This window comes from Enhygromyxa salina (assembly GCF_002994635.1).
Lineage (GTDB): Bacteria > Myxococcota_A > Polyangia > Nannocystales > Nannocystaceae > Plesiocystis > Plesiocystis salina_B.
Genome location: NZ_PVNL01000136.1, coordinates 18,985 through 45,717, shown reverse-complemented (window position 1 = coordinate 45,717; position 26,733 = coordinate 18,985). Strand labels below are relative to the sequence as shown.

Annotated in this window: 23 protein-coding genes; 8 read left to right on the top strand and 15 right to left on the bottom strand. The window is 67.0% G+C overall.

The window, feature by feature from the left end; all coding sequences use genetic code 11:
* From ENSA7_RS36935 to ENSA7_RS36925, 3 genes are all read right to left on the bottom strand, one after another.
* Nucleotides 1-4,993 (bottom strand): WD40 domain-containing protein (locus tag ENSA7_RS36935; RefSeq protein WP_181234476.1); only part of this gene is annotated, 4,993 nt, incomplete at its 3' end.
* 449 nt (nt 4,994-5,442) lie between these two features.
* Nucleotides 5,443-6,312 (bottom strand): hypothetical protein, encoded by an 870-nt coding sequence (locus ENSA7_RS36930; RefSeq protein ID WP_106094135.1) that lies wholly within the window; start codon nt 6,310-6,312, stop codon nt 5,443-5,445.
* The gene (locus ENSA7_RS36925) at nt 6,309-6,641 is read right to left on the bottom strand and encodes a hypothetical protein (protein WP_181234475.1); all 333 of its coding nucleotides are present in this window, start codon (nt 6,639-6,641) and stop codon (nt 6,309-6,311) included. The genes ENSA7_RS36930 and ENSA7_RS36925 overlap by 4 nt, the downstream gene beginning before the upstream one ends.
* Before the next feature lie 828 nt (nt 6,642-7,469).
* Between ENSA7_RS36925 and ENSA7_RS36920 the strand changes: the two genes are divergently transcribed.
* The 3 genes from ENSA7_RS36920 to ENSA7_RS45935 all read left to right on the top strand — a co-directional run bounded on the left by ENSA7_RS36920 (nt 7,470) and on the right by ENSA7_RS45935 (nt 8,975).
* A complete protein-coding gene (locus ENSA7_RS36920; RefSeq protein ID WP_146158572.1) occupies nt 7,470-8,576 on the top strand; it encodes a hypothetical protein in 1,107 nt (368 codons plus the stop codon).
* A 106-nt stretch (nt 8,577-8,682) separates the two neighbouring features.
* Nucleotides 8,683-8,850, top strand: coding sequence for a hypothetical protein (locus ENSA7_RS45940; protein WP_342352855.1), 168 nt, complete (start codon nt 8,683-8,685; stop codon nt 8,848-8,850).
* 2 nt (nt 8,851-8,852) lie between these two features.
* Nucleotides 8,853-8,975: a hypothetical protein gene (locus ENSA7_RS45935; RefSeq protein WP_280524062.1), complete on the top strand. Its 123-nt coding sequence runs from the start codon at nt 8,853-8,855 to the stop codon at nt 8,973-8,975.
* Nucleotides 8,976-8,982: 7 nt separating this feature from the next.
* Here ENSA7_RS45935 and ENSA7_RS36910 read toward each other — a convergent pair whose 3' ends face one another.
* The gene (locus tag ENSA7_RS36910) at nt 8,983-9,300 is read right to left on the bottom strand and encodes a hypothetical protein (protein WP_106094131.1); all 318 of its coding nucleotides are present in this window, start codon (nt 9,298-9,300) and stop codon (nt 8,983-8,985) included.
* Nucleotides 9,301-10,318: 1,018 nt separating this feature from the next.
* On the opposite strand from ENSA7_RS36910, the gene ENSA7_RS36905 reads away from it, so the two are divergent.
* Nucleotides 10,319-11,158, top strand: coding sequence for a patatin-like phospholipase family protein (locus ENSA7_RS36905; protein WP_146158571.1), 840 nt, complete (start codon nt 10,319-10,321; stop codon nt 11,156-11,158).
* Between the two features lie 217 nt (nt 11,159-11,375).
* Nucleotides 11,376-13,340 carry a hypothetical protein gene (locus ENSA7_RS36900; protein ID WP_181234474.1) on the top strand — a complete coding sequence of 655 codons (1,965 nt, stop codon included), beginning with the start codon at nt 11,376-11,378 and terminating at the stop codon, nt 13,338-13,340.
* A 146-nt stretch (nt 13,341-13,486) separates the two neighbouring features.
* On the opposite strand, the gene folB is transcribed toward ENSA7_RS36900, so the two are convergent.
* The 4 genes from folB to ENSA7_RS36880 form a co-directional block, all read right to left on the bottom strand.
* Nucleotides 13,487-14,170, bottom strand: coding sequence for a dihydroneopterin aldolase (folB, locus tag ENSA7_RS36895; protein ID WP_106094128.1), 684 nt, complete (start codon nt 14,168-14,170; stop codon nt 13,487-13,489).
* Between the two features lie 31 nt (nt 14,171-14,201).
* Nucleotides 14,202-15,743: a leucyl aminopeptidase family protein gene (locus ENSA7_RS36890; RefSeq protein WP_181234473.1), complete on the bottom strand. Its 1,542-nt coding sequence runs from the start codon at nt 15,741-15,743 to the stop codon at nt 14,202-14,204.
* Nucleotides 15,744-15,762: 19 nt separating this feature from the next.
* Entirely contained in the window at nt 15,763-16,071 is a 309-nt protein-coding gene (locus ENSA7_RS36885; protein WP_106094126.1) for a hypothetical protein, read from the bottom strand.
* A 92-nt stretch (nt 16,072-16,163) separates the two neighbouring features.
* Nucleotides 16,164-16,958, bottom strand: a complete 795-nt coding sequence (locus ENSA7_RS36880; protein WP_106094125.1) for a hypothetical protein — start codon at nt 16,956-16,958, stop codon at nt 16,164-16,166.
* A 325-nt stretch (nt 16,959-17,283) separates the two neighbouring features.
* On the opposite strand from ENSA7_RS36880, the gene ENSA7_RS36875 reads away from it, so the two are divergent.
* Nucleotides 17,284-18,354, top strand: a complete 1,071-nt coding sequence (locus ENSA7_RS36875; RefSeq protein ID WP_106094124.1) for a hypothetical protein — start codon at nt 17,284-17,286, stop codon at nt 18,352-18,354.
* Nucleotides 18,355-18,490: 136 nt separating this feature from the next.
* On the opposite strand, the gene ENSA7_RS44600 is transcribed toward ENSA7_RS36875, so the two are convergent.
* The gene (locus ENSA7_RS44600) at nt 18,491-19,039 is read right to left on the bottom strand and encodes a hypothetical protein (protein ID WP_181234472.1); all 549 of its coding nucleotides are present in this window, start codon (nt 19,037-19,039) and stop codon (nt 18,491-18,493) included.
* Here ENSA7_RS44600 and ENSA7_RS36870 point away from each other — a divergent pair.
* Together ENSA7_RS36870 and ENSA7_RS44595 are read left to right on the top strand one after the other, a co-directional pair.
* Nucleotides 19,022-20,146 carry an NAD(P)/FAD-dependent oxidoreductase gene (locus ENSA7_RS36870; RefSeq protein WP_181234471.1) on the top strand — a complete coding sequence of 375 codons (1,125 nt, stop codon included), beginning with the start codon at nt 19,022-19,024 and terminating at the stop codon, nt 20,144-20,146. The two genes, ENSA7_RS44600 and ENSA7_RS36870, sit on opposite strands and share 18 nt — an antisense overlap.
* A gap of 9 nt (nt 20,147-20,155) precedes the next feature.
* A complete protein-coding gene (locus tag ENSA7_RS44595; protein ID WP_181234470.1) occupies nt 20,156-21,178 on the top strand; it encodes a hypothetical protein in 1,023 nt (340 codons plus the stop codon).
* 1 nt (nt 21,179) lies between these two features.
* Here ENSA7_RS44595 and ENSA7_RS36860 read toward each other — a convergent pair whose 3' ends face one another.
* The 6 genes from ENSA7_RS36860 to rpmH form a co-directional block, all read right to left on the bottom strand.
* The gene (locus ENSA7_RS36860) at nt 21,180-22,514 is read right to left on the bottom strand and encodes a tRNA modification GTPase (protein WP_106094122.1); all 1,335 of its coding nucleotides are present in this window, start codon (nt 22,512-22,514) and stop codon (nt 21,180-21,182) included.
* A gap of 6 nt (nt 22,515-22,520) precedes the next feature.
* Nucleotides 22,521-23,024 carry a Jag family protein gene (locus ENSA7_RS36855; RefSeq protein ID WP_181234469.1) on the bottom strand — a complete coding sequence of 168 codons (504 nt, stop codon included), beginning with the start codon at nt 23,022-23,024 and terminating at the stop codon, nt 22,521-22,523.
* A 165-nt stretch (nt 23,025-23,189) separates the two neighbouring features.
* On the bottom strand, nt 23,190-24,980 hold the full coding sequence (yidC, locus tag ENSA7_RS36850) for a membrane protein insertase YidC (protein ID WP_106094120.1): 1,791 nt from the start codon (nt 24,978-24,980) through the stop codon (nt 23,190-23,192).
* A 12-nt stretch (nt 24,981-24,992) separates the two neighbouring features.
* Nucleotides 24,993-25,328: a membrane protein insertion efficiency factor YidD gene (yidD, locus tag ENSA7_RS36845; RefSeq protein ID WP_106094136.1), complete on the bottom strand. Its 336-nt coding sequence runs from the start codon at nt 25,326-25,328 to the stop codon at nt 24,993-24,995.
* Nucleotides 25,329-25,335: 7 nt separating this feature from the next.
* The gene (gene rnpA / locus ENSA7_RS36840) at nt 25,336-25,770 is read right to left on the bottom strand and encodes a ribonuclease P protein component (RefSeq protein ID WP_181234468.1); all 435 of its coding nucleotides are present in this window, start codon (nt 25,768-25,770) and stop codon (nt 25,336-25,338) included.
* Nucleotides 25,771-25,833: 63 nt separating this feature from the next.
* Nucleotides 25,834-25,986, bottom strand: a complete 153-nt coding sequence (rpmH, locus tag ENSA7_RS36835; protein WP_106094118.1) for a 50S ribosomal protein L34 — start codon at nt 25,984-25,986, stop codon at nt 25,834-25,836.
* Nucleotides 25,987-26,733 lie beyond the last annotated feature (747 nt).

The window sequence follows — 26,733 nt, the reverse complement described above, 5'->3', positions numbered from 1 at the left end:
GGGACCAGGCCACGGAGGTGACCGAGTGCGAGTGCCCGTTGAGGGTGGAGAGGTTGCGGCCGTCGTCGGCGTCCCAGATGCGGATGGTGTCGTCGTGGGAAGCGGAAGCGATGCGGCGGCCATCGGGGGACCAGGCCACGGAGGTGACCCCGCTCGAGTGCCCGTTGAGGGTGGAGAGGTTGCGGCCGTCGTCGGCGTCCCAGATGCGGATGGTGTCGTCGTGAGAAGCGGAAGCGATGCGGCGGCCATCGGGGGACCAGGCCACGGAGGTGACCCCGCTCGAGTGCCCGTTGAGGGTGGAGAGGTTGCGCCCGTCCTCGGCGTCCCAGATGCGGATGGTGTCGTCGTCGGAGGCGGAAGCGATGCGGCGGCCATCGGGGGACCAGGCCACGGAGGTGACCCAGTTCGAGTGCCCGTTGAGGGTGGAGAGGTTGCGGCCGTCGTCGGCATCCCAGATGCGGATGGTGTGGTCGTCGGAAGCGGAAGCGATGCGGCGGCCATCGGGGGACCAGGCCACGGAGGTGACCGGGCGTGAGTGCCCGTTGAGGGTGGAGAGGTTGCGCCCGTCGTCGGCGTCCCAGATATGGATGGTGTGGTCGATGGAAGCGGAAGCGATGCGGCGGCCATCGGGGGACCAGGCCACGGAGGTGACCCAGTCCGAGTGCCCGTTGAGGGTGGAGAGGCTGCGGCCGTCGTCGGCGTCCCAGATATGAATGGTGTGGTCGATGGAAGCGGAAGCGATGCGGCGGCCATCGGGGGACCAGGCCACGGAGGTGACCGAGTTCGAGTGCCCGTTGAGGGTGGAGAGGCTGCGGCCGTCGTCGGCGTCCCAGATGCGGATGGTGTTGTCGTGGGAAGCGGAAGCGATGCGGCGGCCATCGGGGGACCAGGCCACGGAGGTGACCGCGTCCGAGTGCCCGTTGAGGGTGGAGAGGTTGCGGCCGTCGTCGGCGTCCCAGATGCGGATGGTGTTGTCGTGGGAAGCGGAAGCGATGCGGCGGCCATCGGGGGACCAGGCCACGGAGGTGACCGAGTGCGAGTGCCCGTTGAGGGTGGAGAGGTTGCGGCCGTCGTCGGCGTCCCAGATGCGGATGGTGTCGTCGTGGGAAGCGGAAGCGATGCGGCGGCCATCGGGGGACCAGGCCACGGAGGTGACCCAGCTCGAGTGCCCGTTGAGGGTGGAGAGGTTGCGGCCGTCGTCGGCGTCCCAGATGCGGATGGTGTTGTCGTGAGAAGCGGAAGCGATGCGGCGGCCATCGGGGGACCAGGCCACGGAGGTGACCCAGTCCGAGTGCCCCAAGCCGAGCGCCAAGCTCGAACCACGCATGGGCGGCCGCAGGCCGCTCGCGATTGGATCCCGTTCATCGACGATCGTCGGCCCAACCTCTACCCCCTCGATCACCGCTCCCGCCCAATCACACGCCGTCCAGGTCGCCAGCCGCATCTGTACCTTGCGAAAGCTCGCGCCACGGAGCGAGCACGCGTGCCCCTCGACCCCGGAGAGGTCAGCCCGCTCGAAGTCCACGTCATCGAGCTGCGCCCCCCTGAACCGTGAATCCCGCACGATCGCGTCTCGCATCGCCACCCCCCGCAGATCCGCGTCACCAAAATCAACCCCGATCAGGCGCGCGCGTCCAAGCCGAGCGCCATGCAAGCGCACCCCGACCAGCTCTTCTCCATCGAACTTCACGCGCCGCAGATCCGCCCGCTCCGGCACCCAACCCGCGCGCTGCTCGAACTCCCGGGCGACATCACGAAGCAAGCGCAGCGCGTTGCCAGCCGCGCGCACGCTCTCCCCTAGACGAGCCTCGCGCCCCCCGACCAACCACCGCTGCAACGCGGTGATCGCCGGGTCATCCACCACAGTCCCGCGCGCGCGCAGCAGCTCGGCCACGAACGCCGCGACCTCTGGCGTCAGCCGAGCCGTGTCCAGCACCTGCTCGGGGCTGCGCTCGAGCCCGGCGAGCAGGCCCTTGGCCATGAAGAATTCGAGGAACGACTTGTGCGCAAAGCGGAATCGGTCGTCGCCTTCTCGCACCAGGAACGAGCCGCCCTGGATCTCCAAAAACGCTGCTTCTTGCGGCACGTTGGTCGGCAGCGCCTCGTTGAGTCCAGCCGCCACCGACTCGTGCAGCTGCGCATAGCTCAGCGACGGCTCGCCGCTGCGCCACAGCTCGGCGGCGAGCACCTCGGCGAACGCCCGCTTGCTCGCGCGTGAAAACAGCTCCTTGTCGCCGACCTCCGCGTGGTCCAAGAAGCGCTCGAGATAGCGCTCGTAGATGGCGGCCGAGCCGACCCGAGCCCCGGGCGCGAGCTGGTCGATCGTCTGCAACACCATGCTCAGTAGCATCGGCGTCTGCACGAGATCCTCGAGGTCGTAGGTCGAGCGGATCTTCTCGAGTACCCGCTGCTGGTGCTCGACGTCGGTGATGAATTGGCTGACGACCTCCGCGACCTGCTCGGCGCCAAACGGCTGCAGGCGCACGCGCGTGAGCCCCTGTGTGCCCGCCCGCGCGAGCGCTTTGTGCATGTCCTGCTCGGCGACGGCGTTGCTCGAGAAGTAGTGGTCCCGCGAGCCCACCAGCACCTTGCCGCGATCCCCCGCGACCTCGAGCAACTTCGCCATGTGTTGGGGCACGTCGTCGAACACGAGTCGCGTCACCACCTCGTCGAAGCCGTCGAAGCACGCGATCAGCTTGCGCTCGAGCAACAGCAGCGCGAGCGCGGCGCGGTCGGGCTCGGACGCCCCGTCGCGGCCAGCGGCCACGACCAGGGCTCCGATAGGTTCGCTGTGTCCACCCGTCGCCAGGTTGGCGAGGATCGGTCGCGGGCCTGGCTGCTGCCATCGGCGCTGACACCACTGCGCGAGCAAGGTCGACTTGCCAGTCCCAAACGCGCCCACGACCAACGCTGCTTGATCGGAAGCTTGCAGCCACGTGTCGAGCGCCTCGAGGCCGACGGTTTGTGCTTCGCTGTCATCCACGCGCACCAGCACCTGCGCAGACGCCTGATTGAGCGTGCGAAGCTGAAACTCGACGGCGGCGTCGATCACCGAGCGGGCCCCCGTGAAGCGCTCGAGCAGCCCATCGATCGCGGTGTCCTGTTCGCTCGCGTCGATCCAGCGCAGCTCGTCGCAGCACGACTCCGCGACCCGCACGATCTTCGTGGCGTGATCCCGCAGCCAAGCGGCGTCTTCACCCTTGGTGTTGGCCAGCAAGATCCGTCGATCATCCTCGCGGACACACACGAGCACAGCCGCGCCGTCGAGCCCGTGGACGCCGAGCACCGAGGCGTCGAGCCGGCCCTGGGCACGCTGGAGTAGCCACGAGCGGCGGGCAGACGCGAGCTGCCTCAACGACCAATACTCGTGAAACGCGACGCTCCTGCCCTCGTGCACGAGCGCTGCCGGGAGTATCTGAAGCGCCCCTGGCACCGCCCGAAACACCAAGCTCAAGCCTTCGCCCACGAGTTCGTGCTGGTGCAGCGACATCGAGCTGGGCACTCGCTCGCGCACCTGCACCTGCACCTGCGCCGCGCGTTGCTCGACCGTCTCGACCTCGTCACCAGCACGAATCGCCTGGCTCGTCACACCCAGCGCCTCGATCCCAGCCTCGGTCCAGTGCTCGGCCTCGACCTCCAACTTCCCGCCCGCCCGCAGCCGCCGCTCGACCTCCTCCAACCCCTCGCCCCGATGCGCTCGCATCCAGTCGAACACGATGTCCGCACACTCGCGTGCCCAGACCTGCCGCAGCACACCGAGCGGCAGCGCGGCGCCAGGGAGCACGACCTCGCGGGTGAACTGCCGAAATTCCTCGACGACGGTGATGCCGTCGATCTCGGCGAGCAGCCGCCGAATCCTTCGGTGCCGAGCTTGTCCGGCTGGCAGCGACGCGGCCTCGCTCAGATGTGCTCGCGCGGCCACGACCAGATCGGCCGCCTCGTCCGCGTTGATCGTCTCCAAGCGACGCTCGAACTCTCCTACCCACCCGGCGTAGCGATCGCCGATCGGATGATGCCGATACACCAACGACGCGACCGCTATCGGCTTGACTATTCTGTCGCCAGCGTAGCGCGTGGAGTCACCGACCCGGCGATAGCCAAGATCGACGTCGGCCACGATCACCCCCTCATCGCCAGCCTCCAGCAGCCCGACCCGGCGGGGATAGTCACGCAGATCGCTGGCTCGCCCCTCATCCACGAAGATCGAGCTGCCGCCCTGCGACGCGACGTTTGCCCACAGCACCGGCCGACCGTAGCGGCGCGCCTCTTGCCAGGCCTCGGCCGCGAACTCGCCCGCGCTGTGCCAGGGCGTGTAGCTGGGCACCGCGAGGAACCGAACCTCGTCGAGGCCGGGCCCAACCTGCTCGCGGTGCTTGGGCCGCTCGCGGAACAAGAAGTCCAGACAGATCATCACGCCGAGCGGCCCGGGGACCGCAGGACCACCGCCAAGCTCGAACGCGATCGGATCCCAGCGATCCCCACAGACCAAGTTGCCGCGCTCCGGCTCCGTGGCGCTGAGCTTGGGCTGTAGCGCGATCAAGCGGCCGCGATGTAGCACCGGTGCGACGGCCATGCCCGATCGCGGCGACTCGGGCCAGCCGAGCTGGGCGTAGATCCCCGCGCGCCGTTGCGCTCGCTCGACCGCGTGGGTGCCCGCGACCACCACCAGCTCCGGCGCGAGCGCGGCGAGGTCTGGCAGTAGCTCCGCACTCACCGAGTACTCGGGCAACACGACCAACTTCACACCCCACGCCTGGCAGCGCTCGAGCACCGCGCGGAGCTTGAGCAGCAGCATGCGGTTGTGTTCGCGTCGGACCCGAGCACGAAGCTGGGTAAACGGCTCGACCAACTGTTCCGGGACCAGGCCACTCGCCGGGAGCAGGTGACTGAGGGCGTGCAGCTCGAACAGGGGATCTTCGAGAGTCGAGCGTCGATCGACGAGCGCAGCTGGATGGAAGTCGATCTGTACGACCGCGACACGAGTGTGACTCACTGGTCCAGACTACCGAGTTTGCCCAGGTTTGGGGCGCGGAATGACCCGGTGCGTATGAGCGGGCGCCTCTCGTCAGCTCAGCATCCAGTCCTGCCCGACGGACCAGCCAGAAACCGGATCCCCGCCGCGCCATCACCTCCCACGCAGCGCCCGCGCGTATCGAAGCGCGCTCCGTCGAGAACCGCATGCAGCCCGCAACACGCAGGCATGAACCGCTCGACCCACTGACCCTCCCTCGCGCTGACCAGCTGACCAAGCCCGTCGACCAATGCGCGCTGCTGCACAGCGAGAGCAAGAAGATGGCCTGACGCCAGGCGTAGGCGGTGTTATCGATCGTGTGCAGGCGCGCGAAGATGAAGTCGATCTTCTGCCCCTGACGCCTGGCGATCTCAGGTGGTCGCGTGGTCTTGCAAGCGCCGCGGACTTTGCCCGTCGTGCATCGGCCTTCCTCAGGGCGAAAAGCCGCTCGCTGCAGTGCGCAGCGCCGCGAGCAATGTGGCGTTCGTCGTGTCGATTTCGCCGAGATTCGGATCCAGCCGAGTCGACGCATTCACGCTCCCGAGCGCCCAGATCTGGCAGCCGCGCGGCTCTCCGGTACGCGACGAGAACAACGGGATGAACAGACCGGGCCCCTCCGGGCAGCTCGGTGCGTGTTTGGCCGCGGTGGTGTCGCGCGCCAGCATTCGCAGACGACGACTGACCTCGTTGTCGATCTCGCAGCGCCCCGCTTGGGCGCCGCTCCAGACGAGCTCCGCCGTGCGCTCGAGCGGGCGTGGCTGCAGCTCGAAGCGCTCTTGTTCACGACCGCGAGCAACGACGATCAAGGGAGCAGGGACGCCGAGCCCGGCGGCCCGCTTGGCGACGTCGTCGAGCTCGACGAACAGCAACCGCCACTTGTCGGTCCGGCTGATCCAGTGCGCCTCTGCGCCGTCTGTGAAGCGGACCTGAACCTGGACGTGGACGCCCCCGATGCTCTTGCGTTGGTCGTCGAGCGCCGCTTCCAAGTCCCGGGCCCACCGGGGTCCGAGCCGTCCGTGCCAGCTCAGGTCCCCGTGCCCGAGGCGCGAGTCGAGCTGCGGGGCCTCATCTGGATCGCACTCGTCGATGTCGTAGGTGTAGTTCAGCTCGACATCGTCGTCGACGAAGCAAGCTTCGATGTGAGTCCAGGCGAAGAAATCGCAGGCCTCGGGACCGCGCGGCTCCCTGACCTCGAAGCACTGAATCGAGGGTGTAGTCGCCGCCGGTTCTGGACTCGTCGGCTGCGAGGCGTGGCAGGCCCCGAGGATGAGGACCAGCGAGCAATGTAGCGAGTGTCTCACTTACTGGCGAGCCTACCGACCACGAAGCTGCGGAACAAGTGGACCTCAGGCTGCTGCGGGTCGCCTATCAAGAGGTCCTTCAAGGAGAACTCGAACAGGTGACGCGACCCCAGCGGATTGCGCAGCGAGATCCACTCGCTGCCGGGGTTCTCCGCGTCGAGGTAAGCCCCGACTACCGCGTACGAATGGTTGAGGGACACCTTGCGTTCATCGACCACTGGGTCGGCGGCGTCGGCCGGCCTGCCCTCGCGCGATCGGGTCATCAGGATCACCGGCGTCGCCATCTCCCGCGCTGCGCCGCCCTTCGTGCCGGTGATGGGATGGGTCACGGACTCGAGAAACGCACGCAGCTCCGACTGGGTCGCGGGCACGGTCATTATCACCGGCACCGAGCTCCTCGTGCTTCGCCAGCGCCCGGCTCGCCTCCGCCAGGCGTTGCTTGGCCAGGGCGAGGTCGCGCGGATAGACCTCTTCGACTTCGGCGAGGATCGCCAGGGCCTCCACCAAGAGCTCGCGGGCGCGGCTCGGGGCGACGCGGCCGAGGGCGACGCCAGCGAGGCCCGAAAGCACGTCGGGCAGATCCAGACGGGAGCGTTCGCCAGCGTCGATGATCGTCCTCGCCTCAAGATACAGCTCGACGGATGGCCAGCCGCGCGGAGAAGCGTACAGACGAAGGGTGGGTGCGGGTGTGGCTACCCCGTTGAGCGCGTGGACTGCTGCGGGTCCCCGTCATATTATGCTCGCCCATGCCCGCTGACTTCGACCTCCAAACCCTCCGCGGTCCAATGTTCGTCGGACCGCCACGATGGCAACCGACTGAGGAGCTTTCGTCCCCCGCCTTCGTCGGTCCACGAGAATGGTCATTTCGAGAGTTCCTGTTCGTTCTTGACTATCTCGGCCGCCTCAGCTGCACTCAGCCGACATCGCTACGGGACTTCCGTAGTCGGGCCCAGAACTCGGGCAACCACGCTTGGCTACCTGCAAACCGGGACGAGATCTGGGCGTGCTCACGAGTCCACCTCTGCCTGACTATTGTCCACGCATGCTTACATGAAGCACGAATGTTTCATCGCCCCGCAGGGACCGAGCCTGGCTCGAGTCCGCGGCGGATTCCGATCGAGGCCTTTTCCCCCGGCACACAAGAGTATCTTGAGTTCTTGGATGGGAGCGCTGACCGAGACCGCAAGTACCTCTTGCTCGAGTCCGTCCTCAACGCCCTTGTCGACGTCAACACCCATAACGAGGTTGCTCGCATCCTCGAACTCGCGGATACGCTCGAGCCTCGGCTCGCACCCAATGCCGTTTGCATGATCGCCGGCTCGCTCGTCGGAATTGTCGACACGCACCCACGAATTCGAGGCGAGGAGAAGCACAAGATTCTCCGCTTAGTACGCCTCGCGTGTCAAGACCACACAGTCATACAAGGTGTTGTCGCGCCCGTATCCGACCGGGAGAGGCCATGCATCCTGGAGCCTGCTCGGGTCATCTACACCCACGCAGCTCAGACCCTCGCACATCTGCTGTCACTCTCCCCGTCTTCGGACGCGCGCGACCTGAAAGCCTATCATGATGCGAGGGCGATGATGCGGAGGATCTTCGAAAGTCCGACCGATCCCCACTTCCACGACGGCATGGCCATCGCCGACTTCATCCCCGGGCAGTTCGGTCACGGCTGGCCTTTCTCCGTGTCGGACATTCAAGTGTTGCTCGAGCAGATTTTGGCCCACAACGGCAAGATCGAGACCACCCCGGCGACACCGCGCCTCGGAGAAGTTGTCCACTTGCCCCGTGCGATCTTTGGAACACCGCCAATGAGGCTACCGTCGGTTTATGTGCGCGTTCCCGGCGATGACATGGCCCCTGGCGATCTCCGCGGGGTCGAATTAGTTCAATACCACCAACGTTTCCTCGCCAATCCGCTCGATATGTGGGCCAGGGATCCCAAGTATCTAACGACCTCGAAGTACGCACTGTTTGCTCAAGCGCTTCCGACAGGCGAGCAAGCTAGGCATCGGGCCTCCCCGCTCAAAGTCGCGCACGATACGGGGGCGGCTGCCATAGTTGCTACCGCGTTCAACAGTTTGGTGACAGAAGCACTCCCCACTATCGCCGGTCCCCTTGGCCGACTCGGGGTAGCATACGCAGCCAGGCTCATCGGCAAGATGTCCTGGGACTTCTTGTCCGACGGTGACGGTGACGGTGACGGTGACGACGACGACGACTTGGTCGACGGTGCCGATGACGACGATCACGACGCGCCCTAATTTCACCCGCTGCTCGAAGGTATCATGGTCTCCCCTCAGTCGTCGTTGCAACCGTGTTGTTCTGACAGCCGGGCTTGGGCGCCTAAGCGCAGACCAGGCGTCGGGGATGGCCGCGGACATTCTGATTTACAAGAGCTCGATCGTGCCCGTCGGCAAAGATCAGGTCCAACACATCGAGATGACCCAGGATATGGCCGCGTACTTCAACGCGGCCTATCCCCAGAGTGAATCAATCCTGCGCCGGCCCGAGTTTCGCCTGTCGAAGTCGTACTAGAAATGTTCCCCGAGAAGTCGTCGAAAATGTGGAAGAAGCTCTCGTCCGAGACGCAGGCGTCGATCATGAAGCACCTTGGCTCGGAGGGGTACATCCAAGACACGCTCGGTGCCTTCGACGGCTGAGAGCGCGTCAGTTCCAACCCCAAGACGCCAGGTAGAAGATCCCCCCTGCTGCCCCCCACAGCACTGCGACCACGACGAGCGCGACGAACTGCGCATGTCGGCGCCGCGTCGCGGCGAACACACAGGCGGCGAGGGTCGCCAGTCCGCAAAGGACGATGGAGTAGTTCGTCAGGCCGCTGTTCCAGACCCACTTGGAGATGCGATTGCTCGTGTGGATGTTGAGGATCCAGAGCGCGGCCATCCACGCGAGGTTGACCACGATGAAGGCGCTGAGAGCAGAATCCCAACGCGCGTTGTCGTCGTTATTCTCGCTTTTCTGTTCCACCTGACCTCGGTGACGGTTACGCCGTATCGAAGTAGCACAACGAGAGAGCCGGTGGCGACATAGATGTGGTGTAGAAGGGGCGCCTCGAGTGATTGCGTTGAACGCGTCAGGCGCGGTACGGCCTGGACCCGTTCGTACCCCGGCGTCGGCGAGGTCGAGTCCGAGCTGGCCGGGCAGCGCCGGCAGCCGGCGTGATGGAGGCTCCACGCGTGGCCGAGTTCGGCGAGCACCTCCGCGACCCCGTCGGAGATGTTGGCGATCTCCACAAAGCCCCCGCGACCGCGATAGCGCGACCAGGTCAGGACGTGGAAGGCGAACACGCGCGGCAACATCCACGCCCAGGGATGCTTCGACTTGGGCCGGATCTCGAGCTCGTCCGGGCGCGGGTCCCCCTCAAGGGCCCTGCTGGTGTGAGCGCCGACCCAAGTTTGGATGGACGCTCCGCTCCGTTCACCTGCCGTGGGGGCCGTGTGGCACGACAGACGGCGGTTGGGTTTCGTCTCACGCCCACCTCGCTGGCTCACGCCTGAGTCCTGCAACACGAGACCGCGACGGCCGAGCACCACGTCGTGGGGTCGGTCACCGCGACATCTGCGCGGACGTGGCCACGCAAGGGTCATCGGCCCGCGAGCTGTGGTTTTGCAGGGTTTTTGCTCTGCTCGTGGCCGGTCGGGTCATCGTCGATGACCTCGGGGCAGGTGATCCGAGGATCAAAACGGTGACTCGGAGTCCGGTTTGTGCGGGTTTGTGCGGTTTCGGAGTCCGGTTTGTGCGTGGTTTTTATACTGCGAGAGTGACTCGGACTCCTGCATCCGCGAAACGCTCGACTCGTACAAGCTCGGCTGTACACTCGGACGGTGCCGCGAAAGAGCGCAGCTTGGCGACAAGTGTCGATGGGTCACGCTCGGTGATGGTCTCAGGCCGTTCCGCTCGGTCTTGGACGCGTCGACGTCTCATCCGCGCGGCTTCCGGCTTGTCATTGAGCTGCGCGCTCGGCTGCGCGCACCAACGAGCTATCTTGTCCGATTCCCCGCGTGAGACCTGTGTCGCGCTGTCCGTGGGCAAGGCCGATGCGCTCGCTCAGCTCGGCGCTCTACGTGCTCTGCAGGATCATGGCGTCGAGGCCGACTGCGTGGTTGGAGCCGGGATGGGGGCGGTCGTTGGAGCCCTCCATGCAGCTGAGCCCGACCGAGATCCGGTGGAGCACTATCGCGAGTTCGCGGCCGCCCTGGACCGCGAACTCGGCATCTCGGCCCTCGTCGTCATGCTGCTCCTCGACGGATGGCGGATTGACAACGAACCTATCGACTTCGAACACCTGTCTCGACGCCCCGGGGACTACGCACAGACCCAAAACTCCATTGCCTGGTCGCTGACGACCCAGAACGTCGCCGAGGCGCTCGGGCGCCACGCTGATGCTGCGGCGCTCGGCGATCTCGAGCTTCCCTTCGCTACCGCGTATCTCCTGCTGTGGGCCGAACCGCTCGAGCCGCTCGTCATGCGCGAGGGCGACCTGCCGATGGCCATTCGGCGAGCTGTCGTGAGCGCGAGCGCCCGTGAGGTCGTCGACACCGGCGCGGTCGAGCGGAGTGAGGTGCTTGCCCTGGCTCGAATCGTCGCAGTCCCTGTTCGAGCTGCGTGCTCTCAATTTCCCCGGCGCCGGATCGTCGCGTTAAATACCAGCGGCGAGCCGGCAATGAGGGCAGGCGCACCTTGCCCCGTCTTCGAGGTCGAACTCGAGGTCAGCGCCCCTGCTTCGGGTCCGAGCTTGCACGAGTACCTGCTCGGTCGAGGCTCGTCCTTCGAGCAAGCCGTCGAGGCGGGATACGACCAGACTCGCTCGGCGCTGCGTCGCTAGACCATATGGAGTGACCGGCCTACAGCGTGACGCCTGTGGGTCGGTCTCTCCGTATGGTCTAGTGTTGGCTCTCAGATTGGGAACTCACCCAACCGTGGGCCCAGTTGTTGCGATTGGTGTAAGTTGCTAAGTTCTTGCGATGGCCTCTTCGACGTTGATACATAAGACGAAACCGCAGACTTCGACTCCGGGAAGGAAACCCTTTACGTCGGAGTCGATGCGTCCGACATCTACGCCATCGTTCCCCTACGATGCCACCGTCGATATGCTCATCAATGGCACGATGGGCTTTTGCAGCTTCGAGAAGCCGATCGAACTTCAGTCGCCTGAGCACCCCGGCTGGCACCTGGAGGAGGACGCTCGTGAGCATCTGTTTCGAGACGAAACAGCGGATGAGCGGCTGATCGAGGGGCTCGCGGGACGTGGACGAGGCGGGAAGCACGACCGCCGCCTCGCGCGACGAGCCCGCAAGGCCGCGAAGCTGGTCGAGAAGATGTCGAAGCGGGGCAAGACCACGAGGGCACGCGAGATCGCCCGAGAGGTGTTTAGCTTCGGAATCTACCAGAGCCAGTTCGATGCAAAGCGAGCGCAGCGCAAGCTCGGCAAGAGCCTCGCCCAGGAGATCGGTGGTGTCGTCGAACTACTCGAGAAGGCCGAGCTGTCGACCGAGCCCGTCGACTCCACGCTCGAGGCGGGGCGAGACGAGCGCCGGCGTAGGCTGACAGAGCGCCTGAGCGCAGAGCTCATCGCTCAGTCCGGTGCCGTCGGCGAGGCCGTCGACGTCGACGTTGCCCGAGCGGCGGCCGTCGAAGTCATCAACGCCTATATGGACAACGTGCCAGTGGGATCCGCCGAGGCCATGCCTTTGCTGGTCGGAGAAGGAGACCCCAAGTGGGACGTGGCGTTGGTCAGCAACGGGGCGAAAGACCATCACGCCGTGCTCCTCGCGGTTGCGATGCGCACGGAGCGGGAGACCGGGACGAAAGTATCGATGCTCCTGTTTCGCGCGATCCTGGACGGAATGAGCTCGGCGGGGCCAGAGGCGGGAACCTGGAGCGGAGTCGCCGTCGTTGGCCTCTCGTATCTGTCCAAGTCGGACCTCTCACAGCTCGAGACGATGGCGATGGCGCTGGATGGCACGGAAGCATTTCGCATCTGGGGCTTGGTCATCATCAGCGAGGCAAATTCCCTGGCGAAGGTCGAGGGGACCAACCGAGAGGCGGCCATCGACCGTATCTTGCTCGCCGGTACCCAACTCCAACGGGTCGTTGCGGACGCCAACGCGCAAGTGGGCGGACCAGGCCGGGCCGCCGACCGAGAAATCATCAAAGAGGGCTTCGATCTGTTCTTGAGCAACGAACTTGGCACCGAAGGTCCCGTCATGGTCAAAATGGCCGGACGGGATGTTCCGGTCTTCGTGCACCCCGCGGTGGACGAGGACGCCTTCGAGGTGTGGACGTCGATCCTCGACGAAGCAGTTGGATCATTCCCTCAGGGCCTGATCGACCAGTTGATCGGCACCCAGGGCGAAGCGGGCGGGAACCCATTTCGCGGCTTTCGCCTCTACCCCGGCTCGTCGGGGCTCACGCCGGGGAGCCTGGTCGACGGCGGGATCGCTGGCGTCTACTCATTCGAGAAGCACGGCCTCACCATTGGTGTCGATGTCAGCGATTCGCGCGAGAAGGCGCTCGATCTTGCCATTCACGAACTGTGTCATCGTCTGTCCGACATTCTCGTCAATGACTCGGACCGCGGCACCGCGATTCGCGCGTCCGAGGCGATCGATTCGACCTCGGCGCTGCAAGAGCGGCTGGCGACTCGGCACTTCGAAACGGAGAAGAACGCGCGAAGGGACTTTCCCGGGGGCAAGGCGACGATCGAGCAAAAAGATCCGGCGGCCCAGGAAGCCGGCATCGTGTCGTACTACGCGTCGTATGGCGACTTCAGGAACAACGCCGGCGGAATACCTCCAGAGGAATACCTCGCCGAATCCTGCACCAAATATCTGTATGGGGGGCTTGCAGCGGCGACCCTGAGGCGAGTCGATCCCGAGCTCTACTGGGCCATAGGTTACGCTCTGTGGCTTGCGAACACAGGCAAGCTGGAGCGGGCGCGCAAGGTGCTGCTCGACCTCGATCAGCCACCGTCCGAGGCCCAGGTCATCCCTCCGCCTTCGCGTTGACGACCACCGCGTCGGCGGGGCGTAGCAGGTAGAAGACCAGCGAGCAGGTCCGGACTTGCTTGCCGAGGCCGGAGTTGGTCCTCCGACTGTGCTCGAACCACCTTCGGCCACCGAGTTCGAAAACCGGGTCGATCTAGAGCCCACGCTCAGTCCCCGACGACGATCTCGTCCTCGGGCACGAAGGGCGGGCTGTCGCAGCAAAACAAGGTCGCCCGGCGGTCCCCAACATTGACGTAGTGGTGGACTCGCTGCTCACGCCACACGATCGGCTCGAACCCCCGCAGCCGCTCGCCATCTCGCTCGATCGCGCCGTCGACCAGCCACTCGAGCTCGCGCATGATCTGGTGGTAGTGGGCCGGGATCTCCCGCCTGGGGTCGATGTGCAGCAGGTACAGCCCGGCCTCGCGGCTCTGATGCAGGATCTCGACCTCGCCAAATTCATTGCGCTCGCGCATCCGCAGCTGCTCGCGGGCCTCCCGATAGACCTCGACCCCGGCCATCGTCGCGCGACCGGACAGCGCGTTCGGCTTGCGCAGGCGCAGGCGCACGTCTTCGATCATCGGGTGCACACCGATCAACATCGCCGCGACCTCGCTGGCCGCGACCTCGAGCAGCTTGTAGCGGCGAAACTCGAGCAGGGTAGCGATCTCGTCGGCGACGCGCCCGTAGTCACAGGTCGCGGCGATCCTCCCGCTGTAGGCGGCCTCGGCGGTGTCGAGGCCCAGCTCGAGGTCGATCAACAGCGGCTGCGGCCGCCGACGCTCGTGGTCGAACACGCCGACGATGCAGTCCACGCGCAGCTCGGTGATCAAAATTCGGTCGCGGGCCATTCGGGGTTCCCGCGGCGAGTGTGGAGCATTGTCAGGTCTCGGCAAACCTGCACGCGAACTCGACGAGCAAGCGGCACCCAAACCCAGTCGCGCCGACGCCCAGGTGCTCGCGCGGGTACTCGTTGTGCGACTTGCCAGCCAGATCCACGTGGGCCCACGGATAGTCGACGAACGCGCGCAAGAACGCGGCCGCCGAGCTCGGGGAGCCGGCGTGCACGCCGACGTTGCGCAGGTCAGCCTTGTGGTGGCCCAGGTGGCGGTCGTGGATCTCGTGGATCGGCATCGGCCACAGCAGCTCTCCGCTGGCGCGCCCGGCTGCGACCAGGAGCTCGCGGACCCGATCCTCGTTGCAGTACAGCCCGGCGAAGGGCTCGCCGAGCGCCGCGTGGATCGTCGAGGTCATGGTTGCGAGATCCACGACCAGCTCGGGCCGCGGATCCTGGGTCTGCAGCCACGCGAGCACGTCGGCGAGGACCAGGCGGCCCTCGGCGTCGGTGTTCTCGACATACACAGTCGTGCCGTTGCAGGCGGTGAGCACGTCGCCGGGCTTGTAGGCGAGGGCGTCGACGCTGTTCTCGGTCAGCGGGCACAGGGCGATCACGTGGACGGGCAGCGCGAGCGCGTCGATCGCCAGCATCGCGCCGACCACCGCCGTGGCCCCGCACTTGTCGTGGGTCAGCAGGTGCACCCAGGGATCGGTCTTGAGGTTGTAGCCGCCCGTGTCGTGGGTCAGGCCCTTGCCCACGAACACCAGCGGCGCGCCCTCGCTGCCGCGGTGCTCGAGCCGCAAGATGCAGCCGCGCTCGCTCGCGCCCGCGTCGACGGCGGTGAACAGGCCCATGCCAGCGGCGGCGGCCTCGGCCGCGCTGATCGTGCTGAGCTCGAGCTGGTGGTCGCGCTCGTGGATCTGGGCGCGGACGCGCTCGACGATCCCGCTCGCGGTCCCGACGTTGCTGGGCAGATCCCCGAGCTCCCGCGCAAAGTTGGTCGCTTCAATGATCTTCAGGTGCCTGCGAAGTCGCTCGCTCGCAGCCCGACGCGCGGGCTTGGACACGTCGGGCATGCACACGGTCAGCCTGCGCAGGCTGGTCGCTACCGGGCCGTCGCCGCTGCGCTCCCACGCGCGAGGGTCGTGGGCGCGCAGGCACAGGCCCTCGATGATCAGCGCCGGATCAACATCCTCGGGCCAGCTGATCAGCGCCGCGTGGCGGGCCCCGACCTGGTCGCAGGCCCGCTCGATCATCGCGCCAGCGGTGCGCAGCGCCTGGCGCAGACCCAGCGCTTCGCTGGCGTGATCGTAGCTGCCCGCGTGGCCGCCCAGGTACTCGAGCTCGGGATCCCACGCGCGCCGCTGCGGGCCCAGGCAGTACATCAGCACGCGTGGCGTGGCGAGCTCGCGGGTCTCGAGCCAGGTCATGGACTCGGCCCGCCGCGTGATCAGCCGCCCGACGTCACCGCGCAGGTACGCCGCCAACGGCGGCACCGGGAGCCCGCGATCGGGCGCTCGGAACACGACGACGTGGACATCGGCGGAGATGTCCTCGGCTCGCCGCTCGCTGACGCTGATCCGCATGTCGCGGATCATACCTCCACTACTCGAACATCTTTTCGACCTCCCGGGCGCCCGGCAGATCCGAGAGCTCAGCACGATCTCGATCCGCCGGTTCTTGGCCCGGCCCTTTCCGTTCCTCGGCGATCATGATCAGCTGCTCGAGATCGCTGATCCTCGCGCTCAACAGCTCCACGTCGGTCTGCGCGTCCGCGAGGGCGACTCTCAGATCCTCGACCTGCCCGCGGCTGTCGGTCAGCTCGCTGCGCGCCTTTGCGAGGTCGGACTTGACGCCCTCGTAGTCTTGCAGGCTGACGCAGCCCGACATGCCCGCCAGCAGGGTCAACGTCATGAGCCCCGACGCAGGCGCTCTAGACCCAATCAACACAGTCTGTCGCTTCATCACGGCGAGTATGTCACCGGCCTGCGCGGTGACACCCCTGATCAGTCGCCGGGACGCGGTACAAACCCGAGCCCGAGCCCCAGCGGCAGGCCCGCGAGCAGCCAGATCAGCAGATAGCGGGTGCGGACCTTGTCGCGGCCAGCGTGGATCCGTGCAGCTATTTTTTCGGGCGCCTCCACGACCCCGGCCTCGACACCTAGGGGATGTTCGATCGCGCCGTCGAGCTCGGTCAGCAGCGGCTCGACCTGGCTCGTCTCGTAGTTGCGCGCGATCTTCTTGGCCGGGAGGATCATGATCAACAGCGCAACCGCGACAGCCGCGAGCAAATTGGTGACGAGATCACCCGAGAACAGCCCGCGACGCAGCGGCGCCGGGCTGTGACGCGGAGCCAACTTCGGGGGCCGGGGCTGGGCCGCGGCGGACGGCTCGGACGACTCGCTGTTCGCCGCGCTGCGTGGGACCACGCGGTGCGCCTTGGTCGGGAGGTCTTCGTCGCTCAGCTCGAGCGTCAAGCTCGAGGGCGGCTGGGTGGGCATGCGCCGATTCTGTGGCGGGTGGGCGTTGTCGCTGACCGGCTCGAGGTTGGGGCGATCGCCCTCGTCCTCGGCGGGCGCGCTGATCTCGTCGTCGGTATTGTAGTTGGGGCGCGGCCGGGATGCCGAGGAGTCCGCCGCCGGCTTGGGCGGTGGCTCCGCGTCGTCGAACTGATCGAGCTCGACCGACTGAAACTGCTTGCCGTACGCCGCGGCCGCGGCCGCACGTTGTCCGTCGTCCTTGCCGAAGCCCTCCAGCAGGGGAGGTAGGGCCTTGTTCGATCCAGGGCGATCGCCGGACACGTCGCTACGGTACCAGGAGTAACCAGCAGGCCGGGGAAAATCTCGACACCCGAGCACGCCCGGCGGGTGCTGCGAGGGGCCGCGAGCTCCGATTGACACGATGTCAGGGGGTCGCCCGTCAGCGCGCGGGCCAGCGATCTCGGACAGATCCACGCCGCCGACAGCCCACGCTTGGGGTTTTTTTGCGCGGATCGGCGACATACGTATGCTGCCCTCCAAGATGCGCCAAACTGACCCGAGTCCGCCGAAGGCTGCGGCGCGAGCGTCCGCGATCCGGCAGCCCCCGTTCGGGTCCAGGACCGGTGCCAGCGCTCGTTTTGGAGCTGTGTTGGGGCTCGCGGCCCTCGCCTGCCTGGCCATCCCCAGCCGCGCCGCGGCCAGCCCCGGCGCCGATGGGACCCGCAACCTGTCCATGGGCAACGCCACGCGCGGCTCCTCGACCGGAACCGACGCCGCGATCATCAACCCGGCCGGCCTCAGCTACGCGCAGCAATTCGAGATTGAGCCGCTCTACCAGTTCAACCTCCAGGACCAGACCCACGGGCTCGGCGTGTTCGTCAGCGACTCGCTCAACAGCCCCCGGATCGCGCTCGCGCTCGGCTACATCTTCATGAACGGGACCCCGCGGATCCGCTACAACGGTCCGCTGAGCGACCGCGAGCAGCTGAAGCTCGCGCACTTTGGACACGAGGTGTCAGGCGTGCTCAGCGTGACCGCGGTCCAGAACTGGCTGTACATCGGCGTCAAGCCCAAGTGGCAGTACGTGAGCTTGCGGTACCACGACGACGACGGGATCGCCCACGACTACGTCCCCAAGCACAACGCGTTCGGCCTCGACGCCGCCGTCGCGATCAACTTCCTCGACTGGGCCCGGCTGTCCGTCGTTGGCTACAACCTGTTCGGCCCCAACCCGCCCGCGCGCACCGAAGACCCGGTGACCGAGATCGAGGGGATCGCGACCGACGACGATCCCGAGTTCAACGACACCAACCTGCGCCCGGTGTCCGACTACCCCCGCAGCCTCGGTCACGGCCTCGCAATCTTCCCGCTCCACAACCCCAACTTCAGCCTCAACGTCGACGCGACCTACGACTTCACCTCGTACCGCGAGACCCAAGATCAGTGGACCCGGATCACCGTCAACGCCGGCGGTGAGTTCATCGCCGGCCCCGTCCCGATCCGCCTCGGCGGCTGGTGGGACTCCCGCGGCCGCGGCAACGGCGACGACCGTGGCTACGTCAGCGCCGGCCTCGGCTTCATCCGCCCCGCCACCCTCGGCGGTGTCGGCGTGGACTTCGGCGTCGGCTTCGCCCAACAGGTCACCGGCTCAATCCCCCGCGAGCTCGACACGGTCCTGAGCATCAACCTAGGCCTCCGCCTGCGCCCAGATCTGTAAATGACCCCCACATAGACCTTGGCACTTCGCCGACTGCAGCCGCTGGCGCGTCTGGTCGCTTCGCTCCTCGGGCCGCTTGTTCGCGACCGCATGTGTGGCCCCCTGGGAGGGGGCTCATGCGTCTCCGTCGGGCGGCTTAGGACTTCGTCGGTTCTTGGTACCAGGCGAGCGGCTCGATCAGGGCCTCGACGTTGTCGAGGTCGATCTTCACGCCCTTCTCGGAGAAGAACAGATCGTTCGAGGCCAGCGGGCTGCGGCGCTGGGCGATGAACAGGATCGGCTCAGCCAGGCGCGTGTAGCCGAGCTGCACGATCGCGTTGACCAGCCAGCGCCCGCCACCTTCGAAGGTCTTCTCTTCGAGCAACCGATAGAACCCCTCGTGGGGCAGCTTGACCAGGGTGTCGCCCCAGTTGAGCGAGTTGCTCGGGACCTTGATCCCCGGCATTTGAAACTGCCACTGGTTGTTGCGGTTCGAGACTGGCTTGAGCACGGAGGCAGGCGCGAACTCGCCATCGGTTCGGATCAGCACCAGCTGACCCGGCTCGATCTCCGACTCGTGACCAGGGAGGAACTTGGTGGTCTTGTAGATACCGGGCTTGTACTCGAAGGCCATTCCGCGCAGACCGTACCCGACCGGACAAATCCGGTCCACACTCTGAGCCAGCACGTGTCCAGCGGGGTTCATGGCTGTGATCTGGCGATCATCGGGGCCGGCGTGGTCGGCTGCGCGATCGCCTGCGCCGTGACCCAGCAGCCCGGTGTCTCGGGCGGGTCCACGATGTTGCTCGAGGCCGCGACGCGCCCGGGGACCGGGGTCAGCAGCCGCAACAGCGGGGTGGTGCACGCGGGGCTCTACTATGCCCCGGGCTCGCGCAAAGCCCGAACCTGCGTCGCGGGCAACCGGCTGGTGTGGGACTGGGTCGCGGCGCGCGGGGTCGGGCACCGACGAACCGGGAAGCTGCTGGTCGCGCGGGACGCCCGGGAGCAGGCCCAGCTCGACGTGCTCGTCGACAACGCCGGGGCCAGCGGGGTCGCGCTCGAGCGAGTGACCCTCGCGCAGGCTCGCGCGCTCGAGCCCGGGCTGCCGAGCACGGTCCGCGCCGCAGGTTGGTCACCGAGCTCGGGCATCGTCGACGCCCACGAGTTGGTTCGCTCGCTCCACGTCGCGGCCGAGCAGGGCGGGGCGACGGTGGTGTGCTCGGCCCCGGTCACGCGGATCGACGCGCTCGACCGGGGGTTTCGACTGAGCACACCCCGCGGAACCATGGTCGCGTCCCGGGTGATCAACGCCGCGGGGCTCGGTGCCACGCGCGTCGCCGGGCTGGTCGGGCTCACGCGCGCGCTGTACCTGGCGCGCGGCGACTACTTTCGGCTGCGTCGTCACCCGCCCTATCAACGGCTGATCTACCCCGTGACCGTGCCTGGCAGCCCCTCGCTGGGGGTTCACATGACCCTCGAGCTCGACGGTCGCTGCCGCCTGGGTCCCGACCTCGCGTGGGTCGACGACGCCGAAGACTTCTCGCCGACGCGCGGTGAGCTGCAACACGGCGCGTTCTTGGCCGCGGCGCGTGCGTTGCTCGGTCACTGTGAACCGAGTGATCTGGTCTACGACGGCTGCGGGATCCGACCCAAGCTCGTCGGGCCCGGGGCGCCCGCTGGCGACTTCGAGATCATCGAGCACCCGCGCGGGTGCTGGCATCTGCTCGGGATCGAGTCGCCAGGTCTCACCGCCAGCCTCGCTCTCGCCCGAGAGCTGGTCCAACTCCTAGACAACACCAGTCCAGCCGTCTAAACACGACCCATGTCACGTCAGCGGTTGACCTGCGTCCTGACCTCGGCGGTTCTCTCCGCGCTCGTGCTCGCGGGGTGCGACGCCCGTTACCCGCCGATGCCCGACGCCTGGGAGCCCGTGCCTGTGCCAACCCACACGCCCTCGGCGAGCCTGCCCACGGCGACCGACGAGGGGGCGGGCCCGGACGGCAGCCTGCTCGGCGCCTACGCCGAGCGCACGCCCCGGCAAGATGACGACGTCGAGGCCTGGATGCTGCCGTTCCAGGCCAAGGCCATGATCGTCGAGTTGCTGATCGCGGCGGCCAAAGACGATCCCCATCGCATGAACCAGCTGCTGTCCGAGAACGCCCGCTGGGGCGTGCCGGATCGCCGTGAGCTGCGGGCCCGGCCGATCATGCATGACGGCGATCCCCTCGGCCTCGAATTCCTCGACGCGTTCCGCCGCGCGACCTCGCGGTTCGCCGCCAAGTCATCCTTCACGTGCACGCCGCTGCAGCCGGGCTGGCAGATGCTGGCCGCGGCGGGGGCCGAGCCGATGTGGTGCTCGTACACGTCGGCGGACAGCCTCGACATCATTGGGTTTCGGCTGATCGTGGAGCAGGGCCAGGTCGTCACCGACTACATCGGGTTCTTCGAGCAACGCCAGCCCTTCGCGATCCGCGTGCCCGATGCCGGTGATCCCCCCAACATCACGCCCTACGTCAAGCTCCCGGTGTCGCTCACGCTGCCCCAGCTGATGCCCGACGGCAGCAACCCAGTGATCGAGAAGAAGCCCGCGCGTCAGCCCGAGCCAGAGCCAGAGCCCGCGCCGGAGCCAGAGCCAGAGCCAGAGGTCGAGCCAACGCCGGAGCCCGAGCCAGCGGACGCGCCGATCCCCGTGGAGCCCAAGCCCAAGCAGCCGGCCAAGCCGGCCGACGACGCCGCTGAGAAGCCCGCCAAGAAGCCCGCCAAGCCGGCCGACGACGCTGCCGAAAAGCCGGCCAAGAAGCCCGCCAAGCCGGCCGACGCTGAGCCCGGCGACGCCGGCGAGTAGCTCACTTGCCGATACAAAACCGGGAGAAGATCGCGTGCAGCACGTCTTCTCCGACCGGGCCGAGCGCCGCGCGTCCGGTGATCTCACCGAGGCAGCGCTCGGCGACGGCGAGTGACAGGGCCACGAGCTCGAGGCCCGCGGCGGCGCGCAGCAGCGTGTGGGCCTCGGCCAGCGCGTCGGCGGCCTCTCGCGCGCGATCGCGGTGACGCGCGAGGCCGATCCACTGCTCACCGCCGAGCGTGACCGCGTCCGCGATCGCCCGACGCAGCGGCTCGAGCTCGGTCCCGGGCTCGGCGCTGACACCGATCCAGTCTGGCCGGCGACGCCCGAGCTCCTGCTTGTTCTCGACCCGGATCACGCTCGCGCCCGCGGACATGTTGAAGTGGTTGAAGTGCCCGTCGTGATCCGGTCCAAGTCCGACCGGCTGATCCGCACCTTCGACCCACACGATCACGTCGGCTCCGGCGATCTGCTCGCGGCCGAGCTCGACGCCGGCGACCTCGATGTGATCGTCGCTGTCGCGTAGCCCGGCCGTGTCCACCACGCACAGCTCCCGGCCTTCGATCGTCAGCTCGGCCTCCACGTAGTCGCGGGTCGTGCCCGCGGTCGCAGACACCAGCGCCCGACGACGACCGAGCAGCGCGTTGAACAGCGCGCTCTTGCCCGCGTTCGGTGGCCCCGCGATGACGACCCGCGCCCGCTCCCGCGCCCGGCGACCCCGCTCGAAGCCCGCCAGCCACACCCCGACCGCCGCACCCAGGCTCGCCGCCGTGGTCACGAACCGGGCTTCATCGAGTGGATCCACGTCCTCCGGAAAGTCGAGGTTGGCCTCGATCTCGACCCGCAGCAGCTCGACGCGCTCGCGCACCGCTTCGACCTCGCGGCCGAGCTCACCCGCGACCAGGCGCCGGGCCTGATCCAGCGCCGCTTGGGTCTGGGCCCCGATCAGCGCCGCGATCCCTTCGGCCTGGTCCAAGCTCAGCCGACGGTTGGCGAACGCCCGCCGCGTGAACTCCCCGGCCGCGGCCGCGACCGCGCCGGCCTCGAGCACCGCTTCTAGGATCTCGGCGACGTTTCGGGCGCCCGCGTGCACGTGCAGCTCGACGACGTCGTCCCCGGTGAACGAGCGAGGTCCCGGCATCACCCCGACCAACGCCCGCTCGCCGCCCACCGCCAGCCGCCGAACCGCCAACACCCGCGCGCCCGGCAGCTCACCCACGATCACTGACTTGGCGATCGGGCACGCCTGCGGGCCGCTGATGCGGATGATCGCGACGCCGCCATCCGGGGTCCCGGTGGCCACCCCCGCGATCGTCCGCTCCTCGCTCGCTGTCACCGTCGGCTAGTCGCGGAACACGACGACGTGCCGCCGTCGGCCTTCGCCCTCGGACTCGGTGCGCAGCCCGTTGAGCTCGCTCATCGCCATGTGCACGACCCGTCGCTCCATCGCGCTCATTGGCTCGAAGTGGTACGGCCGGCCGCTGTCGATCACCTTCTTTGCGACCCCCTGAGCGAGGTCGCGCAGCGCCTTCTCGCGACGGTTGCGGTAGCCGCCGACGTCCAGGGTGATGCGCATGCGCCCGAGCCCCTCGGCCTGCAGGATCCGCAAGGTCAGGTACTGCAGCGCGTCGAGGGTTGCGCCGTGTCGACCGATCAACAAGCCGCCCTCTTCTTCGCTGGTGTTGAGGTCACAGTGCAGGCCGTCATCCTCGACGTCGATGTCGACCTCGACCTCGACGCCGAGCAGACCGAGCACCGTCTCGAGGAAGGAACGGACGACCGGCACGGCCTCGGTGATGCGTTGCTCGAGGTCGTCTTCCTTGCGGCTGTTAGCTTCTTCGGACACGTCAGGCTCCCCAGGGGTGGGCAACTCTAGTGCGTGATGCCAACCATTGGAAGAGGGGAGCGTTCAGACCGGCCCTTTGTTGGCGAGCGCATGTGTGGCCCCCTGAGCGGGGGCCCGTTCGCCCCCGCAGCCAGCTGGGTGCTCCGCGGGTCGGGGTCGGCGGTCTTACTTCCGCTTGCCGCTGGTGCCCTTGGCTGCGGGCTTGGCCGTGTCGGTCGTGCCGGCTGCGGCGCCTGCGTCGGTGCCCTTCATCCGTAGCTGCACGAAGCTCTGGATCAGTGACAGCACGATGTTGGCGAAGATGTAGATGCCCAGGCCCGAGGGCAAGAACAGCATCATCACCACGAAGATGCCGGGCATCATCCACTGCATCATCTTGGCCTGCTGGGCATCGCCAGCGGTCGGGTTGATGCGGGTCTGGATGAACATCAGGCCGCCCATGGCGATCGGCAGGATGTAGAGCGGATCGGGCTGGGTCAGATCCGGGAGCCACAAGAAGGTCTCGTGGTAGAGGTCGACGACCGCGCCGAGCATCGCGTAGAGCGCGATCCAGACCGGGAACTGCAGGACCATGGGCATGCAGCCCGCGAGCGGGTTGATGCCCGTGCGCTGGAACAGCGCCTGCATCTCCTGCTGCTGCTTGACCTTGTCGTCGCCGTACTTCTCCCGGATCTTCTCCATCTCGGGCTGCAGCTCCTTCATCTTGCGCATGGAGGAGTACTGCTTGATCGTCAGCGGCAGCAGCGTGAGCTTGATGACGATCGTGAGCATGATGATCGCCACGCCCCACACGCCGGTCAGCGAGTAGAACCAGCGAAGCAGCGACAGCATCATGGTGCCCAGGAACTTCGACAGGCCGCCGAACCAGCCCCAGTCGATCGCCTCGGTCAGATCCGTGGCCTCGGGCACCGCAGACAGGCTCTCGCTGACAGGAAAGTCCTGCAGCATCGAGTCGACCTTGGCGCCGACATAGAGGCCGAACTCGTAGCGCTTTTGCTCGCCGGGCCCGAGCTCGACCTCACCGCCGAGGCCGGTGTTGATGATCGCCGTGCCGTCGTCGTCGCTGCTGACGACGCAGCCCGCGAGCTGCTCGCTGGGGACCAGCGCCTGCACGAAGTACTTGCTGTCGAGCGCCCACCAGTCGAGCTTGCCGGTGACGTGCTCGTTCTCGTCTTCGACATCGTCGAAGTCGAAGTCCTTTAGGGGGCCGTTGCGGAAGCTGCATCCGCCGCCCTCGGCCTCGGGGGTGCGGCACAGCGCGCGGTGGATGTCGTAGCGGCTCTGGTCGGCCGACATGCCCATGCGGGTGCCGATCTCGATCCTGTGGACCTGCTGACCGGCGCCGTGGTTCTTGACCACGACCGCGTACTGGGCCTCGTAGCCGTCGAGCAGCGTGAGCGACTCGACGACCTCGATGTCGCCCTGGCGACGCACGAGCTCGACGCTGCGATCACCCGTGATCCGTAGCTGGCCGGGGATCCGCGACCACTTGAAGTCCGTGTCGGCGGCGACAAACCCAAACTCGAGCGTACGAGCGCCGTCGAGCATCAGGAAGTCGATCCCGCGATCTTCGGCCTTGTCGTGAAATTGATCGGCGAGCGGCTCGACGGCGGTGATCAAGCCGCCGGGCTGGTTGTCGACGGTGATCGCCAGCAGGTCGTTGGCGAGCCGATGCTCAGCCAACGGGACGTTCTCGGTCGGGGGCGCAGCCGGGTTGGGCTCCCCGGCGGCCTGCCCGGCCTCGCTGGGATCGATCTTCTCGACCGAGTCCTTCGGGTCCGCGGGCGGCTTGTCGCCGTCGGCCGTGGGCTCGCCGTCCGTCTCGCCGGCCGCGATCGCATCGAGCTCGGCCTGGGTCGGCTTGGGCTTCGGAAACAGATAGCTGTATCCGACGAGGATCAGGATCGAAATGACGACCGCCAGCGCGACCCGTTGGTTCATCTTGAGCTCTTGCAAGACGTATCCCTTCTAACTGGCCTCGGCCTGACTTGGCGCCTTCAGTGGGGCGGTGCTGCCGCCAGCTTCACTGATGCGTGGCGCTGATCGTGGCAAAGGCGGCGGATCATAGCCGCCAGGATGCCAAGGATGGCAACGCGACAGCCTGCGTAGCGTGAGCCAACTGCCACGGATGAGTCCGTGATCACGCAGGCACGCGCATCCGTAGTGTGAGCAGCTCGGGCTGAACCGACAGCTTGGTCCGAGCATGGGTGAGAGCGTGAGCTGGTAGACGCGGATCAACCCGATCGCCAGCAAGCGCGGCGCTCGGGTGATCACGCGCCAAGCGGCGCGCAGTGAGTCACTCATCGACGCGTCACCGCTTGCCTCGGTCCGGGTGACGTGCAGCACCGACCAGCTCGGGGCGCCGCAGCAGCGCCTCGAAGTCGTCGAGCACGGCGGCGAAGGTCGCCCCCGCCGCCTGTTGCTTGGCCACCCAGACGATGTCCAAGCCCGGGGGCAGGCGCGCGCGATGCTGGCGAAACACCTCGCGGACCAGCCGCTTGATCCGGTTGCGGACCACGGCGTTGCCAACCTTGCGCGTCACGGTGATCCCCAAACGGGTCGGCTGCGGGTCGGGCTTTGACGCCGCTGGCTCGGACGCCGTCGGACTCTGCTCGGGAACCGGCAGACGCGGCAGCACGAACACCATGAAGTGGCGAACGTGATGCTTGCGTCCACGACGCTGAACCCGAAGGAACTCGCGCCGCTGCTTGATCCGCAGACGCGCGGGGAAACCAAGCGGGCGCACGGGATCCTTTGCGCGAGCTCTCGTCGGGAGCGGGTGCTCCCGAGCTCGAGCTCGCAGCGCGGCTCACTTGCCGCCAGTGTTCGTGCCGAGCCGCTTGCGGCCCCGACGGCGACGGCCTGCGATGATCTTGCGGCCGTTGCGGGTGGCCATGCGGGCTCGGAAGCCGTGGGTGCGGGCCCGGCTGAGGTTGTGGGGCTGATACGTTCGCTTCGTCATGTCGACACGGGACCTGCCTGCGACCCAACTGGACGACTGGACCCGTTTGGACCAGTCCTGGGGGCGAAGGGGCCGGATCGATAGCAGCGAGCATTGGCACTGTCAAACGGAGGTTCATGTCGAGCTCGTTCGACCGGGGCCGAGCTGCTCGCCCGGGCAAGCATTCATGACCGCGGGCCCGAGCTGACCGGCGAAGCTGACAACAGCGCGTGCCAAAATTGTGGCGTCGGTGGGGGGTGGCTGATCCAAAGACTGATCCAAAGATCGATGGATCGCCTCGAAGCGCGTCAGGAGACCGGACGACGCGACTTGCGAGGGATCCAGGCGATCGGGTGGGTCTCGCAAGTCGGCTTGTCATGCCGGTTTGCGGCACCGAGGCCGCGCAAACTCGCTGCTCTTGCGGCCGGGTCTACGCGACCCCTCGCGCGCTCCCGATTTCCCGAATAATTTCAACGACATCAAATTTCACGGTCTTGTGTCAAGAGGGACACAGCGGTATTCACGCGGGGTTTCCGTTTCGGTGAGGGCCAAAAATAACGTTGAATTTCAACGATTTGCGATCATTTGACGGTCGACCGCTTGCCCTGTCCTGGGGCGGGTGAGTACAAACCCACCCTCGCCGGCGCCGACCGCCCCCCGATCGCCTGAATGGGGGTGCGAAAAGCGCGGAAATTGACACAGCGACCTCGCGCGAAGCGCGGGCGAAGCACCACGACTCTGGAAATCCACAATTTCCACGCGGTTGTG

Coding starts and splice junctions, on each gene's coding strand:
- ENSA7_RS36885 (WP_106094126.1), bottom strand. CDS start 16,071: ATGACGTTGACCCTGCTGGCGGGCATGTCGGGCTGCGTCAGCCTGCAA.
- ENSA7_RS36890 (WP_181234473.1), bottom strand. CDS start 15,743: ATGCGGATCAGCGTCAGCGAGCGGCGAGCCGAGGACATCTCCGCCGAT.
- ENSA7_RS44595 (WP_181234470.1), top strand. CDS start 20,156: ATGTCACGTCAGCGGTTGACCTGCGTCCTGACCTCGGCGGTTCTCTCC.
- folB (WP_106094128.1), bottom strand. CDS start 14,170: ATGGCCCGCGACCGAATTTTGATCACCGAGCTGCGCGTGGACTGCATC.
- ENSA7_RS45940 (WP_342352855.1), top strand. CDS start 8,683: ATGGCCGCGGACATTCTGATTTACAAGAGCTCGATCGTGCCCGTCGGC.
- ENSA7_RS45935 (WP_280524062.1), top strand. CDS start 8,853: ATGTTCCCCGAGAAGTCGTCGAAAATGTGGAAGAAGCTCTCGTCCGAG.
- ENSA7_RS36900 (WP_181234474.1), top strand. CDS start 11,376: ATGCGTCCGACATCTACGCCATCGTTCCCCTACGATGCCACCGTCGAT.
- yidD (WP_106094136.1), bottom strand. CDS start 25,328: ATGAGTGACTCACTGCGCGCCGCTTGGCGCGTGATCACCCGAGCGCCG.
- ENSA7_RS44600 (WP_181234472.1), bottom strand. CDS start 19,039: ATGAACCCCGCTGGACACGTGCTGGCTCAGAGTGTGGACCGGATTTGT.
- rpmH (WP_106094118.1), bottom strand. CDS start 25,986: ATGACGAAGCGAACGTATCAGCCCCACAACCTCAGCCGGGCCCGCACC.